General features: G+C 45.8%; 13 protein-coding genes. 8 read left to right on the top strand and 5 right to left on the bottom strand.

Annotated elements, in window-relative coordinates; genetic code table 11:
• Window positions 1-3: 3 nt before the first annotated feature.
• Together ACLGGO_RS17470 and ACLGGO_RS17465 are read right to left on the bottom strand one after the other, a co-directional pair.
• The gene (locus ACLGGO_RS17470) at window positions 4-744 is read right to left on the bottom strand and encodes a cytochrome c biogenesis protein CcdA (RefSeq protein ID WP_446334344.1); all 741 of its coding nucleotides are present in this window, start codon (window positions 742-744) and stop codon (window positions 4-6) included.
• 121 nt (window positions 745-865) lie between these two features.
• Window positions 866-1507: a DUF1361 domain-containing protein gene (locus tag ACLGGO_RS17465; protein WP_446334345.1), complete on the bottom strand. Its 642-nt coding sequence runs from the start codon at window positions 1505-1507 to the stop codon at window positions 866-868.
• A gap of 208 nt (window positions 1508-1715) precedes the next feature.
• Between ACLGGO_RS17465 and ACLGGO_RS17460 the strand changes: the two genes are divergently transcribed.
• On the top strand, window positions 1716-1955 hold the full coding sequence (locus ACLGGO_RS17460; protein ID WP_446420259.1) for a hypothetical protein: 240 nt from the start codon (window positions 1716-1718) through the stop codon (window positions 1953-1955).
• On the opposite strand, the gene pirA is transcribed toward ACLGGO_RS17460, so the two are convergent.
• The 3 genes from pirA to ACLGGO_RS17445 all read right to left on the bottom strand — a co-directional run bounded on the left by pirA (window position 1947) and on the right by ACLGGO_RS17445 (window position 3943).
• Window positions 1947-2108 carry an arginine synthesis PII-interacting regulator PirA gene (gene pirA / locus ACLGGO_RS17455; protein ID WP_446334352.1) on the bottom strand — a complete coding sequence of 54 codons (162 nt, stop codon included), beginning with the start codon at window positions 2106-2108 and terminating at the stop codon, window positions 1947-1949. The two genes, ACLGGO_RS17460 and pirA, sit on opposite strands and share 9 nt — an antisense overlap.
• Before the next feature lie 297 nt (window positions 2109-2405).
• Window positions 2406-2999, bottom strand: a complete 594-nt coding sequence (locus tag ACLGGO_RS17450; RefSeq protein ID WP_446420258.1) for a cysteine hydrolase family protein — start codon at window positions 2997-2999, stop codon at window positions 2406-2408.
• Between the two features lie 89 nt (window positions 3000-3088).
• Window positions 3089-3943, bottom strand: a complete 855-nt coding sequence (locus ACLGGO_RS17445; protein ID WP_446420285.1) for a lipoate--protein ligase family protein — start codon at window positions 3941-3943, stop codon at window positions 3089-3091.
• Between the two features lie 400 nt (window positions 3944-4343).
• Here ACLGGO_RS17445 and ACLGGO_RS17440 point away from each other — a divergent pair, with 400 nt between their 5' ends.
• The 7 genes from ACLGGO_RS17440 to ACLGGO_RS17410 all read left to right on the top strand — a co-directional run bounded on the left by ACLGGO_RS17440 (window position 4344) and on the right by ACLGGO_RS17410 (window position 14583).
• Window positions 4344-5543: a response regulator gene (locus ACLGGO_RS17440; RefSeq protein WP_446420257.1), complete on the top strand. Its 1200-nt coding sequence runs from the start codon at window positions 4344-4346 to the stop codon at window positions 5541-5543.
• Between the two features lie 90 nt (window positions 5544-5633).
• On the top strand, window positions 5634-6005 hold the full coding sequence (locus ACLGGO_RS17435) for a response regulator transcription factor (protein WP_446420256.1): 372 nt from the start codon (window positions 5634-5636) through the stop codon (window positions 6003-6005).
• A gap of 138 nt (window positions 6006-6143) precedes the next feature.
• Window positions 6144-6509 (top strand): response regulator transcription factor, encoded by a 366-nt coding sequence (locus tag ACLGGO_RS17430; protein ID WP_446350164.1) that lies wholly within the window; start codon window positions 6144-6146, stop codon window positions 6507-6509.
• A 138-nt stretch (window positions 6510-6647) separates the two neighbouring features.
• Window positions 6648-7223: a chemotaxis protein CheW gene (locus ACLGGO_RS17425; protein ID WP_446345340.1), complete on the top strand. Its 576-nt coding sequence runs from the start codon at window positions 6648-6650 to the stop codon at window positions 7221-7223.
• Between the two features lie 354 nt (window positions 7224-7577).
• On the top strand, window positions 7578-10436 hold the full coding sequence (locus ACLGGO_RS17420) for a methyl-accepting chemotaxis protein (protein ID WP_446420255.1): 2859 nt from the start codon (window positions 7578-7580) through the stop codon (window positions 10434-10436).
• Window positions 10437-10663: 227 nt separating this feature from the next.
• Complete coding sequence (locus tag ACLGGO_RS17415; protein WP_446420254.1) at window positions 10664-13981, top strand: response regulator; 3318 nt, start codon at window positions 10664-10666, stop codon at window positions 13979-13981.
• 68 nt (window positions 13982-14049) lie between these two features.
• Complete coding sequence (locus ACLGGO_RS17410) at window positions 14050-14583, top strand: chemotaxis protein CheW (RefSeq protein WP_446337565.1); 534 nt, start codon at window positions 14050-14052, stop codon at window positions 14581-14583.
• Window positions 14584-15265: the final 682 nt, after the last annotated feature.

Below are 15265 nucleotides of genomic sequence, written 5' to 3'. Positions count from 1 at the left end.
TAATTAAAAAATTCCCCCAGGAATCCGAGACAGTAGCGAAAAGACACCAAATCCAACTAATAAAGCCCCACTCACGGGTGTAATCCAACTCGACCATTGGCGTACTTCTAATAATTTTTTGATCGAAGCGGTAAATGTACCTGCCACAATCAACGGGGTAACATAACCCGCCGTATAGGATAATAGCAGAACCCCACCTAATACCCAGTCTTGTGTACTCGCTACCCAAGCCAGTAAGGTTGCCAAAACCGGAGTACTGCAAGGAGAGGCGACTAAACCAAAGGTTAAACCAATCAGATAAGAACGTACCCCCTTGGGCAAATCTGGGGAAATCCACTCCATTCCCCCAAAAGACGGTAATTGCAGGGGTAAGGCTTCGAGTAGGTTTAGCCCCATGATAATCGCAATCAGGCTGACAATTATGGGTAACCCAATACCCACTTGACCATAAACTCGTCCCACCGATGCGGCTAAAATTCCCAATCCGGCTAGGGTGGTTGCCAAACCCAGTGCAAACCAAGTAGATTGAGTAGCAGCCTGCAAGCGTCCTTTGGCTTCATAGCCGCCAATGTAGCCAATCGTGATTGGCAGCATGGATAGCATACAAGGAGTGAGGCTAGTCAGCAACCCAGCCGCAAAGATAATGCCAATGCTTAATGCACTCAGATGGGTAAGCTGATTGCCAACCAGATTATTGGCAAATTGTTCCAGTTGGTACAGTTGAGTTTGTAAGGTGTCAATCATGGGCTGGGTAATTCACCGAATGCCTGTATGCCAAGCATTTTAACGTATGGTACTTGGTTCATTGTAAGTACCGTCTTTAACGCTGGTTTGATAGCGGCAAATGCTTGACGAACAAATGAATTTAATCAGATTCGTGGAAAAGTTTTCTATGACGCATTTTGAGGATTAGTCCAAGGGTGACTTGTTTCATCACCCAATACAATACAGTCAACACGATAAAAGTGACAAAGGTGACAAACAAGGGACGTTTGGCAGTTAAGTCGTCAACGACGGTTTGGGCTAAATCATCGGGTTGTGTGACTAAATCCCAACTATTAAATCGTTTAAACCGCCCTAAATAGATGCCAACCGCAGATAGGGCATGAATAATGAGTTCAGCCGGAAGGGTAAATTTACCCATTCCTTGCTTTTGTAAATAGTATCCTAAATTAATTAAAGATATAACGTAAGCTTCAAACCCAAGTAGAATAACGCTAAGATGTTGGGGAATTAGGACTAAAGTAATAACCCATACGGAGTAGTTACGGCGAACGGCATCAATTAGGTGGATGATATCGGTCAGCAGATAAGGTGCATTGGGTAAGAAAACAATGAAAACAATTAAACCCGCCCACCACAAAAGGTTACGGTTTCCAGATGAGCGACGAAAGAGCCAAACGCTTAAGGCTAAGGGGATAAACGCCAGAAATAAATTCCAAGCCATCCAACCGCTATGACGATGCCACGCTTTCCAGGCATCATTTAGGAGAAATCTGAAAGACATGTTTTTACGGGTATAAGTCTGCTAGGGAATCGCTTATTCACCAGTATAGCTAATGGCTTTAAGACGCCGTGAGTCGTTTTTCGTGACTCGCTATCAGCGAACTTTTGTCAATAGACTTAAGATATAAAAAATAAGTTTATAGAAAGGCTGTGGAGATAGTAATGCAGGAACAGTTGCAATGTGCGATCGCACCTTATTGGGAGGGAGCATGTCACCTGACTATGTGGAAATTTTGGTGGATCAAAGCGAGCAAACCGCCATATCGTTTCGGGGGCGGCTAAACGGGCTAACTTATCAACAAAACCCACCCAAGCTTCAAAAGCATACCCTTGAGGATCGCGAAGGGTCAAAAAAGGGTTTCTGGGTAGGTTTGTTAAATTTTCCTGACATTCCCAGACGTTTAGTCTCTCTCATGTCAGGATTAATTAATATATGTCTCTTAGCTTAGGTGCAAATAGCTGGCTTCGACTTCTAGCTGACGAACTAAGGCGTCATTGCCATTGGCTCTAGCAACTTCTAGACGATGTTGCAAGTTCTTTTGCAGACTTTGGCGATGGATAGCTGCGGCTTCTTTTGCTTGTTTTTGTAGGTCTTTGTTCATCGAAACTCCTTTGGCTTCACTTGAGGTATTACCCCTACTTCAAAAATACCACGAACAAAAGCAGAAATGCTCCCCTAAGAGTAGTATTTGATACAGAAATTTGTGAAGTTTTGAGGTGGATAACCGCACAGCGCATTATATCATCTGGGGTTGAATACTTACACTGTGGTATTTTCTAAGGCAGATGGCAGAAGGTAAGGAGCAAGGTGGCAAGGTAGAAGGAAATGATAATTGTTGAGACGGACATGGTATCAGAAGGCGATCGCGTTTCCCTAGCAATCCCCCGCATCCCTGCTGTCAAGCTAACTGCTCAATTTGTGCAACCCACTCTTCCCACCGTTTTGGGAGTTCGTCAAGACGGGCTAACCCAAGCATAAAGCCTTGGTAACGACGGAGTGCGATCTCGTGAGCTTCGGGATAATCGGCGCAGCAATCAGAAATCACGGTAACCAAGAACCCCAACTGAGAGGCGGAAGCGGCGGTTAACAGAACACAAACCGATGTCACCAATCCCGCCGTCAGGATGTATTTTTTTCCCTGGGAGCGCAGATAATCCAGCAACTGAGGATGATGGAACCCATCTTGGGTTTGCTTTTCCATAACCATTTCTCCAGACTGCGCCGCCGCCACACTTAACACCTCGGCTCCCGGCGTTCCCCGCACACAAACCGCACGTCCCCGCAAACGATATCGTGGTAACCAATCTGAACCATCGGGGTTAAAAACTTCCCGCAGATGCACCACCTCTAGTCCCTCTTGACGACAGAAGCGGAGCAGACGAGCAATATTTGACTGGAAATCTGGAAACCCTTGCTCTAATTCCGGATTCCAGAAATCCTGTTGCACATCAATTAAAAGTAAGGCAAATTGCTGCCAGTTTCGATCAACCATTTGTCATCTTTTTTTCGCTTTATCTATCATGGCGCCTGTGTAGGGGCGGGTTTTACTATTATCGTTTACTTGCCTCACAAGGGATGCGACTAAACCCGCCCCGGATATGTAGCTAAAATTTCTTGCCACTCCAGATCCGATAACGGTTGTACAACAAACTCCACACCAAAACAATCTGCTGCGGCTTGCGTCAGCGCTTCTATCACCGTTTGCCTTAAATCATCCCCTCGCTGAGTCAGAGGTAAATTTACAGCATAAGGTTCACCAAACACCTGAGCAAATAACTGAGCATCTGGCTCTAAGCGTATCGAACCATGTTGTAATATAGCATTGCTGCGTCGCAACTGAGCGCTGCCAATCAGTTTATACCCCTCAGTTGTTACCAAATCGGCACCAGTAGCCGTGGCAAAACAATTTGGATTGTGGCGATAATCTCGTCCCGCCTTACCATAGTGCAAATCGACACCGAGCGATCGCCATCCCTGAATCAAAAATTCACAAATCTGCTGATATGCCTCAAGGCGCTTATTGCTGAGTCCTGAAGTCACCACCGTATACGTTAAATCACCTTGGTGTAGCACAGCTCGTCCTCCCGTCGGGCGTCGAACTAGGGGAATCGGTTTTCCCTTCCAGGTCAGATTTTGCCAAGCCGGAGACCAACGACATTGATGATACCCTAGGGAAATTGTGGCGGATTCCCAAGTGTAAAACCGCAGCACTGGAGAATTCCGAGTACAAAGCGGCAAACTCTCCCCAGCATCTTTGCCCTCTTGGTTCCCTACAAGGGCGGGTTTAGCCAAGTTATCGGTAAAACCCGCCCCTACAACCTTGCACTCCTGCTGCTTTGCCAAAAGCCATTGGTCAATTGCCATCTGAAGCTGTCCGGGGAGGCACAGAGGGGGAATTAAACGCCAAGGTGATTGGCTCGTCAGGATTGGGTTCATCGCTTCATCGAATCTTTGCAATCGTTGTCATACACTAGACAAAAGTTTACATTTGTATTTTGCCACTTCCCTCTCGTTTTATCTTGTTTTCCCCAAAACGTCATACGATTTAATACAAAGTAATTCTAGGAGAAATCTATGAATTATGGACATAATTACATCAAAGAATATCTAACTACCAAAGTAAATAGATAAGCGTAATACATAAAAATAATGTATGACATTTTTCCTCTATTGAAAAGGGAAAAAAGTTTTTATAAAACTATTAGAGCTTTGCCCACAAGACCCTATTCAAAGTGCTATTAATTAAATAGCCAGGAATCAGGATAAGTCGAAATAGTGAATAGGGTGTAGCAGAGCAGTCTTAGATCCATTAACTCGTCATAAATATAGTGCCGTCATGACCGTTAAAGTCCTCAACCCGAATGTTTCTTTTAGCTTGTTTACTGCGTCTAAACAAGTTCAATTTATTCAAACATTAAAACGGATTCGCTTTAGCGGTCATCTGATATTGACGAGTCCAGACAATCAAAAATGGTTGTTTTTTCTATGCCAAGGTCATCTGATGTATGCCACCGGTGGAACTCATCCGGTGAGAAGGTGGCTGAGAAATGTAGCCGCCCATAGCCCTCATTTAAAGGCAGATCGCTTAGCCATACAGCGTGATTTAGCCGGATTTAATCAAGCCGACTGTAAAACCTCTTGGCAATATTACCTGTTGAGTTTATGGGCAAAGCAACAGAAAATCACAGATGAACAGGTGACTCACCTAATTCAATCGGTAATTACAGAAGTCTTGTTTGATATTGCTCACGCCAAGCAAACCACCTACCAAATTAAACAAGATAATACGTTATCCACCGAACTTCCGGTCATTGATGTAGAAGAAGCGATCGCAGAAGCAAATCAGTTATGGCAGGCTTGGCATCACGATTTGGTGGCGGACTATTCTCCCAACCTGGCTCCGGTGATTAGACAACCCAAAGCCTTGGAAGCCCGCACGTCAGAGGCGGTTTACCACCTGCTGAGTAAACTTTTAGACGGGAAACATACGTTGCGGGATGTGGCGGTGCAGATGAAGCGGGATGTCTTGCAAGTGACTCGTTCTCTGTTGCCTTATATTCGCTGGGGATTAGTGGAGTTGATTTGTATCCCTGATTTACCGAGTCCCGTCAAGCAAGAGAGTTCAGAAAATCCACCCGCCACCACCCAATCCACCCAGCCACTGATTGCTTGTGTGGATGACAGTCCCTTGGTTTGCAACACCATGGAAAAACTCCTCAACGCCAGTGGTTATCGATCGCTAGTGATTGACGATGGCTTGCGGGCGATCGCGCTTTTAATTGCTCGTAAACCGGATTTAATCTTTCTCGATTTGGTGATGCCAAATACTAATGGCTATGAGATTTGCGCCAAATTACGCAAATTGCAAGCATTCCAAAATACACCGATTGTGATTTTGACCGGAAAAGATGGCATTGTCGATCGCGTTCGAGCCAAATTAGTCGGTGCATCAGATTTCTTGAATAAACCCATTGATGCCGGGATTGTACTCAATGTTATTAGCAAGCATCTTAAGCAGACTGTTGTTAATCATTAGTCATTCGTCATTTGTCTTAGTGAAAACCACGGACTAACAACGAGTACTCAATCACAACCATCCATTATTGTTTTACACGAGGTAACTGTCATGGGAACTGTCCTAGTTGTTGAAGATTCTGCCACCGATATGCAAATTATCATCAGTTGTTTACAGCAAGGAGGTATCAACGTATTGACTGCTGACAGTGGTGAAGCCGCCCTAGAAAAACTGAATAACCACAAACCTGATGTGATTGTTCTAGACGTTGTGCTTCCCGGACTCAGTGGGTTTGAAATCTGTCGTGATTTAAAAGCCGCTGCTAATACCCGCAAAATCCCGATTGTGATTTGCTCAACTAAAGGCGGTGAGATGGATAAGTTTTGGGGGATGAAACAAGGTGCTGATGCCTATCTCTCTAAACCCGTTGATCAAGATGAGTTGCTGCGTACCGTCAAACAATTGACGCTGAGATCGGCTTAATGTCCATTCGGTCTAGATTGGTCATTACTGGATTGAGTTTAAGTGAATCAATCCTGAGATATACCGAAAAATAATCCAAACCCTAATGATTAATCTAGACTCACCAAATCCCATTCATTTTTTCATGAGGTCAAGACTATGGGGACTGCTTTAGTCGTTGAAGATTGCCTGACAGATTTGCAAATTATCAAGCGCTGCTTACAGGAAGATGGGATCAAAGTTATAACGGCTGACAGTGGTGAAGAAGCACTTGCCAAACTTAGCAGCGAAAAACCTGATGTAATTGTTCTGGATGTTGTGTTACCCGGTCGGAGTGGATTTGAAGTTTGCCGTGACATTAAAGACGCCGCTAATACCAAAAGCATCCCTGTGGTTATTTGCTCGACCAAAAGTGGCGAAATGGATAAATTTTGGGGGATGAAACAAGGTGCCGATGCCTACATTGGTAAACCGATTGATCAGGCAGAACTTTTACGTACAGTGAAACAGTTAATTCGAGCCTGATCAACGCGAGAAAGTAGGAGTATCTCATTTTAGCAACAGCGGTGCATTGGCAAAACCTACGCCAAGCGTAACTATCTTTCTCGCCTAGAGAAGTCCATGAGTCAGATACTCACACTACCTAACTTGTAGAGAATATCAATGTCCAACGTTTTACTCAGCTCAAATCCTTCCTTACCCACTACCCCAACCCAAGAACAATTGTCGGGTTCTCCTACCCAAGCAAATGAACAGTTTTTACGCTTTCATTTGTTACCCGATACCACCGCTTTATTACCCATTCATCAACTGACTGAAGTATTAACCATTCCTAGAGGTCAAATTGTCCCAATTTTTCAAATGCCAGGTTGGGTGATGGGGGCTTACAATTGGCGGGGTGAAGTCTTATGGATGGTTGATTTAGGTCATTTAGTGGGACTTACACCCTGGTATCAACAGGCGGCTAATAGTTCAGCGTATACGGCAATTGTGCTGCAAGCCAAAACCAAATCGTCAACCTCCACCCAAGCCAACAGCGAAATGTTAGGACTTGTGGTCAACCGAGTTGAAGATATTGAATGGTGTAATGCTGATTGGATTCAATCTCCTCCCTCCGCTAGTGTGACTCCGGAATTAGTGCCTTTCTTGCGTGGGTATTGGTTGAAAAATAATGGTGAAATGCTCGTGATTGTTGATGGAAATGCGATTATTGCATCAATGCCCAAGCTATCTATTTAAGGGGTGAAGGGAGTCCATTATTAGACCTAAACCTGCCCTGACCAAGTTTTAAGTTTTCCCAGTTTTCGTTCTAACTCATCAATTATGAATCAGGGTGATCTACATTTCCACGATTAACTTGTTTTTGTTTCAGTTAACTGGACTTACATGACCGATTCTTGAATAAAACTGCCTCGCATTTAGTTGCAGTTAGATTTCTACCCAAAAGCTTATACGATTCCATATCCCATTATCGTAGAACCCCCTGCCAATGGAAATAGGTTAGGAGGCAAATCGTAGGACATGGACTCGAGTAAGTCCAGTTTTGAGCAATTTGCCAACTCCTCCGTATTTTGTATTAAAGAGGTTCGATTCATGACTAGACTTTCTCCCAAACCTGGTTCCCATCACGATACCAATGGTCGTGGTTCCCACTCGCAAAATCTACCGATTGAGGCTCAAACCTATTCGAGTGACTATCCCCCATCGATGCCTTATCGGATGTCTGGAACTGCTGATCAACCTCTACCCAAATTGTCGTCACTTGAGGCGATGGGAAAAACACCAGAACAGCGATCAAACCGTAACTGGTTTCTGTCTAGTCTACGAAGTAAAGCGATTGGTTTAGCGCTAGCCATTGGAACGTTACCCGTGTTAGCCGTGGGTGCAACCGCCTACTTCACAGCCAGTAGCGGGATGTATAAACAAGTGGTGAGCAACGAACAAACGAACACCTTCGACTTGGAAGACAAATTAGATGCGTTCATGGCAGAACGCTACAGTGACATTCAAGTCATGGCAGAACTTCCGGTGTTGAATAATGCTGAACTTGCTAAGATTACACCCAAGGAAGAAAAGGAACGTCTGCTCAATGCCTATGAGAAACTGTACGGCAGTTACGACAGTATTGGTGTGTTTGACCTCCAGGGTAACGTTCTTGCCCAATCAGACTCTGGAGAAATTCTCGAAAATCACTCTGACCGAGACTATTTTCAAGAAGTATTGAGAACGAATCAGGTCTACATCACGGAACCACGGCTCTCTGAAACGACTGACAGGTACGGTATCTATATAACCGCACCGATTAAGGATTCCGTGACAGGTAAAACCATTGGTGTTATCCGCACCCGTGAGCCGATGGAACGAGTGAATGAAATTTTCGGTGTAACCCAAGACCGGCAACAAGAATTTCACCTGATTGATTCGTCAGGTAACGTGGTGGCTGCAGACGATCCTAATGATGTGGGTCAAACATTTGAGGAAAAGTTTCCCAAGACGTATAGTCAAGTTCAACAAAACCAGGAAGAAATCTTGACCATTGTTGAACAGCGAACTGGACGGGAAGACGTTATTACTTACTCTCCCACAGAAGACCTAGCTGAACGGTATAACCTGAAATGGGCGCTAATTATTGTTCGTCCCACTGAGGTGGCGTTTGCACCGCAACGGAATATGCTCTGGACTCTGGGCTTAGGGACCGGTGGTGCCGTCTTAATGGTTGGTACGATCGCGACGTTTGTGGCTGGGAACGCTACCCGACCGATTGTGGATGCAGCCGGTGCGGTGTCAAAAATTGGTCAAGGTGACTTGGATACTCGCTTACAAGTTAAAGGAGATGACGAACTGGCTACTCTCGGTGCAAACATTAACGATATGGCGGGTCAGTTAGAGGTCTTTATTCAAGAACAAGAACTCGCTGCTGAACAAGCCCGCTTACTGGCAGATATTACAGGTTCTCGCACCCTGAAATCCCAGGAAATCCGCGATCTGTTCCAGAAAGCGGTTGAGGAAACCCGTAAAATCCTTAAGGCTGAACGAGTGATGATCTTCCAATTTAACCCTGATGGTAGCAGCTATGTTGCGGCTGAATCAGTGGCAATGGGTTGGCCCCGTAGCCTGAATGACAAGATGGAAGAACTCACTCTGTCTGAGGAACGACGCCAGACGTATAAAGAAGCCCGTGTTGTCGCTACCAATCATGTCTTTGAAACGGATCTTGCCCCTGAACAACAGAAGTTAATGGCACGTCTGGGTGTTAAAGCTAATTTAGAAGTGCCGATTCTCCATGAAGGTGAGCCTTATGCTTTGATCATGGCGCACCAATGTTCGGTTCCCCGTGAATGGCAAACGGCAGAAGTCAACTTCTTTAAACAGTTAGGGGGTCAGATTGGACTGGTAATCGACCGAGTAATGCTCCTAGAAACTACCGACAAACTGGCGCAAGAACAACGGGAATTGAAAGAAGGCTTGCAAAAACGCGCTTTAGAACTCCTGAAGGAAGTAGACCCGATTAGTAAAGGTGACTTAACCATTCGGGCGCGAGTCACAGCGGATGAAATTGGTACAATTGCCGACTCGTACAACGCCACGGTAGGAAACTTACGCAAGATTGTCGAACAGGTGCAAGACGCCGCCACCCAAGTAGCGACAACCACGAGTAACAACGAAGTTGCGGTTCAATCCCTATCCCACGAAGCCTTGCGCCAAGCCGAGCAAATTTCCAGCGCCCTCAGCCGCGCCCAAGAAATGGCAGAAACGGTACGCATGGTTGCTTCCCACGCTGAACAAGCAGAAATGGCGGTGCGTGAGGCGTCTCAGACAGTGGCAGAAGGTGACAACAACATGAACCGGACGGTTGAAGGGATTCTGGCTATTCGTGAAACGGTAGCAGAAACAGCGAAAAAGGTCAAACACTTGGGTGAATCGTCACAAAAGATTTCCACGGTTGTTAACCTGATTAGCACCTTTGCCGCCCAAACCAACCTGCTAGCGCTGAACGCTTCTATTGAGGCAGCCCGCGCTGGAGAAGAGGGACGAGGGTTTGCGGTGGTTGCGGACGAAGTACGTGCCTTGGCACGGCAATCAGCAGAAGCGACAGCGGAAATTGAAAAACTGGTGGCGGCAATTCAAGGGGAAACGAATGAAGTGGTTGCAGCGATGGAAGCAGGTACAGAACAGGTAGTTACGGGTACAAAATTAGTGGACGAAACTCGTGCTTCTCTGAACAAAATTGCGACGGCTTCTAACCAGATTAACCAATTAGTTGAAGCTATTGCCGAAGCTACGGTGATCCAATCCAAAGCCTCCGAGGATGTGACCCAAACCATGACGAATGTGGCTCAAATTGCTGCCCGAACCTCAGAAGAAGCGGGTTTTGTTTCGTCCTCGTTTGAACAACTAAGAAAAGTGGCACAAACCCTACAATCTGACGTAGGTAAGTTTAAGTTGAAGTAGTCATTCGTCATTTGTTGATTCGTTTCATTAACCGCCTTGGTTTCAGAGAGTAGGGGCGACCCGCTGGCATGAATCAACAACTGTGTCCACTCAATTTGATCGGGTCGCCCTTTATTCAACCCAATATAAGTTGTTACGCCTTTAAGTTGAATGGTACTGATTTAAGGTGGGTGGGCAGTGCCCACCCTACAGCAGAAAAAGGACAAATGACAAAGGACGAATGACAAATGACACTCAACCCCGATATTCGCGATCAAGCCTATCAATTCTTTATTGAAGAAGCACCGGAACTTCTCCAGAATATTGAAGCGGGTTTGCTTAAAATCCGCCTGGATCGGAGCACGGCAAATGTCCATGGAATGATGCGAGCAGCTCATTCCTTAAAAGGAGGTTCAGCGAGTGTAGAATTGGATGCGATTAAGACTATCGCTCATCGCCTAGAAAATATTTTTAAGGCACTCTATGACAAAACCGTTGAAATTGATACAGACTTAGAGAGTCAATTGCTGCAAGCTTATGACTGTTTGCGTCTACCATTGATGGAGCAGATTGCCACAAATCAGTTTGATCAAGAGCAAGCGTTAGCCATTGCTGAACCGATTTTTGAACAGATTGAAGCAAGCTTAGGTGATGCGTTAACTCAGGCAGATAATTTTATTCCTAGTTCGTCAGAATTAGGGGTGGATATGGCATTATCCATCTTTGAAGTGGATGTGGAACAAGGATTGGAATTACTGTCTCAAGTTGTGGCAGATCCAGAACATCATCCGGTAGCCGGAGAACTACGGGCGCAAGCGGATGTATTTGCGGGTTTTGCCGAACTTTTAAATCTACCCGGATTTGGCGCGATCGCAAACATGGCAATTACGGCGCTAAATGCCCACCCAGACAAGGCTTTGGAGATTACTCAACTCGCCCTGGCTGATTTTGATGCGGGGAGACTGGCGGTACTTAATGGCGATCGCAGCCAAGGTGGTAAGCCATCGCCTCAGTTAATGGCGTTAGCGGGTGTGGCTGATGAGACCCCTCCTGCAAGGGATAGAGAAGCAGGGGAAGCAGGGGGAGAAGAATTTAAATTTAGAGCTTATCCGAGCAGTATTGAGACCCCTGGGTTAGGTTTCCCAGCATCCGACGACTCGCTGTCTTTTTCGTCTTTGGATACTGATGCTGAACCGCTTTTAACCGATTTAGAAGAGGCGGTTCCCTCGTTAGAGGATGTTTTTGGTGAGATAGAAACAGAAAGAAGGCAGGAAGTAGAACCAGAAGTAGAACCAGAGGAGGAATTAACAGCAGCATCGGCATCGAGTCTAAGTATACCTGCACCAGAAACCCTGGAAGACGCGATCGCATCTATTGGGCAAGTGTTTGAAGAATTACCTGCGGTTGAGGAATTGCCTGTACCTGCGGCGAGTGATGACGCGATGCCAGCCCTTAACTCCAGTAGCCTCGTTTACTCAAAACCCGGTGCTAAGGAACTCTCTGCCACTCATCCATCTGCCCAACCCACATCAGAGAAACAAGAACCTCAATCGGTATCCCGGAAAATCCCTAAAGAAACGGCGACACCTCACCTATCCGTGCGGGTTGACTCCGAACGACTCGAACGCATGAATAACTTGGTGGGTGAGTTAGCGATTAACCGGAATGGCTTATCCCTGCAACACCAACAACTGCAACGATCGGTACGAGAGTTATTAGAGCGATTTAGCCGAGTGCAAACCATGGTGAGTCATTTGCGGGAACTCTCGGACAAGATGCTGATTTCACCTGAGAGCTATAACCCCCAGATCAACATCGCCCTGCTCAATCAACTGAGTGAATTTGTCAGTCGCACCGAAGAGTTTGATTCCCTGGAATTAGATAACTATAGTATCCTCAACTCCCGACTGCAACAGCTCATTGAAAATATGGTGCAGGTAGAAGAATCGGTGGATGATGTAGCCCTATTTGCCAAGCAATCGGATCAAACCCTGGAACAGCAACGGCAAATGCTGACCAGTTTACGAGATGAGTTGATGTGGGCGCGGATGTTGCCTTTGGGTGAGGTTCTCAACCGTTATCCCCGTGTAATCCGAGATTTGTCTACTCGCTATGAAAAATCTGTTAATTTGAAACTGAATGGGACGAATGTTCTGGTAGATAAAGCGGCATTAGAAAAACTCTATGATCCGCTAATGCATTTACTTCGCAACGCCTTTGACCATGGGATTGAATCGCCAGAGGTAAGGCGTAAGCAGGGGAAATCGGAAGTCGGGCAAATTGAAATTCGCGCCTATCACCAAGGAAGTCAAACTATTATTGAGGTCAAAGATGATGGTCAGGGATTGAATACTGAACGCATCACTCAGCAGGCGGTTGCGATGGGATTTGTGTCACCGGAACAATTGGCGACGCTGACGCCGAATCGATTATTTGAATTCCTGTTTGAACCCGGATTTTCCACGGCGGAACAAGTGAGCGAACTGTCGGGGCGAGGTGTAGGATTGGATGTGGTGCGATCGCAGATGCGATCCTTAAAAGGGACGATTTCGGTTCATTCATCCCCTGGAGTGGGGACAACGTTTACCTTACGTCTGCCTTTAACCCTAACCATTGGGAAGTTACTCGTCTGTTTCGTCGGTTCCACCGCCTTGGCTTTACCCTCAGACAGTGTAGAAGAAATTGTCATTCCCAAAGGCAATCAGGTGAAAACCACCGGAGAACAGCGATTTTTACGCTGGCGCGGTCAAATTGTCCCCACCTATCGGTTAACGGATTTATTGGACTATGCTTGTCCCTTACCCGAAACCTGTCCTAGTCAAGCCTTAGTTTCTGTTCCATCACCGACAGATTGGGCGTTACCGATGCTGGTTTTGCGTCAAGATCACTATGTTCTCGCCCTAGAAATCGATCGTCTGGTGACAGAACAGGAATTAGTGATTAAACCCTTTGGTAGTGCGATCGCGCCGCCTAGTTTTACTTACGGTTGTACTATTTTAGGGGACGGCAGTTTAATCCCAGTGATTGACGGTGCAGTCTTAATGGATCAGCTTTTGGGTCAAAGTAGCCAGTCAATCTCGATCACATCCAACAACCGCACTCTTGTGAGTATTACGGAGTCCCGTTCTGCTCACAAGAATGAGACAAAAGCTCAAACAGCGAAAGCCCCCACCGTGTTAGTAGTGGATGATGCGGTAGCATTACGGCGGACACTAGCACTCACCTTAGAACGAGCCGGATGTCGGGTATTGCAAGCACGAGATGGGCGGGAAGCACTAGAACAATTGCGGCAAAGTTCTGCTGTTGATTTAGTCGTGTGTGATATTGAAATGCCCAACATGAACGGGTTTGAATTTCTGGGTCAACGTCGCCAAGATCCCCAGATTTCCCAAGTTCCCGTGGTTATGTTAACCTCCCGCAGTAACGATAAACATCGCTGGTTAGCACGGCATTTAGGGGCAAATGCGTACTTTACCAAACCCTATCTAGAGCAAGAATTTTTGGGTGCGATCGAACAAATTTTGATTCAGGATAAGTCACAACAGCCGCAATTGCAACCCTCTTGAGGGGGTGAGAGTTATCAGTTATCAGTTATCAGTTATCAGTGAAACGAATGACAAAGGACGAATGACAAATGACAACATTAGTTACTCAATTTCAACCCAACGATACTGATTTATCCCAATCTAGACAGGTTACTCCATCCCTAAAATTCATTGTTTTCAGCATGGGGAATCTGCACCTAGCCTTACGCATTGAGTCAGTCTATAAAGTCGTAGATCACACCCAAATCTACAGTAGTGGGCTCAATCATGTCGGCGTTGCTCATTTAGGCGATCGCGAAGTAACGGTTGTAGACTTGTATTGGCGATTTTTTAAGCAAAGCCCGATTCAGGAATCGGGCACTGGCGGGTATTTGATTGTGGTTAGAAACACGACAGGTGACTTATATGGAATTCCGGTAACTGACACACCCATTTTAATGGAAATACCCTTATCAGCCATTCGCCTACTTCCCGAATCCTATCGGCGAGCAGATACCCTAGAAGTTGCCAGTCATGTAGCCGTCATTCCCCAAGACAAAGCATCGATTACTGTATTTTTACTGGATGTCGATTTACTGATGCCAATCTTCCAAGAAATTGGCATATTAACGAGTAAAGTATGAACTCTCGTTCACTCTCGTTCGTTCACTCTCGTTCCTAGGCTCTGCCTAGGAATGCTCCTTGGCAGGCTCTGCCTCCGGTGAGTAGCGGCTGGAGCCGCTCAAGGGGCATTTCCAGGTTCCACCTGGAAACGAGTAATGGCGAGGGTTGTTTTACTTTTTAACAGACGTGACATATCGCGTCTTATTCCTGTGAATGAGCTACATTCTGTCCTTTAATGTAACCCGTGATACATCTCATTAGATTAGCGGACTTTGATCACATGGATTGTTGCTCACCATCACTTCTTTGCAGCCAAACAAATCACCAATTTCATAGATCGATCGCACGGCATCTATCCCCATACTAAAGGAAGATGAGGGTGTAGAACAAATAACCTAAAACTGGAGTCAGTAAATCAAGGAGATTGTGACTATGTTAGAACTACTGATTTTGATGGCTTACTTAGTCGGCTGTTTAGCCTTTCTCGAAGCGCTATTTGATAAAGAGTTTGATGGCTCACCCTAATACCAAATTACAGGCAACCATTTGAGGCGAGTGAATCCAGAAAAAGACATTTTCCAGAAACCTTACACATTAACGCCAACATGAAAACCAACATCGGGCGTTCAGCTAAACCGCCAGGAGCCTCGCGCCGTACCGCGCTTGTCGGCGTCGAGAGGAATGGCGGGAGAATTTGTGGGG

The organism is Coleofasciculus sp., assembly GCF_046565525.1.
Taxonomy (GTDB): Bacteria; Cyanobacteriota; Cyanobacteriia; order Cyanobacteriales; family Coleofasciculaceae; genus Coleofasciculus.
The sequence above is the reverse complement of the archived record's forward strand: the minus strand, read 5'-3'. Positions and strand labels throughout refer to the sequence as shown.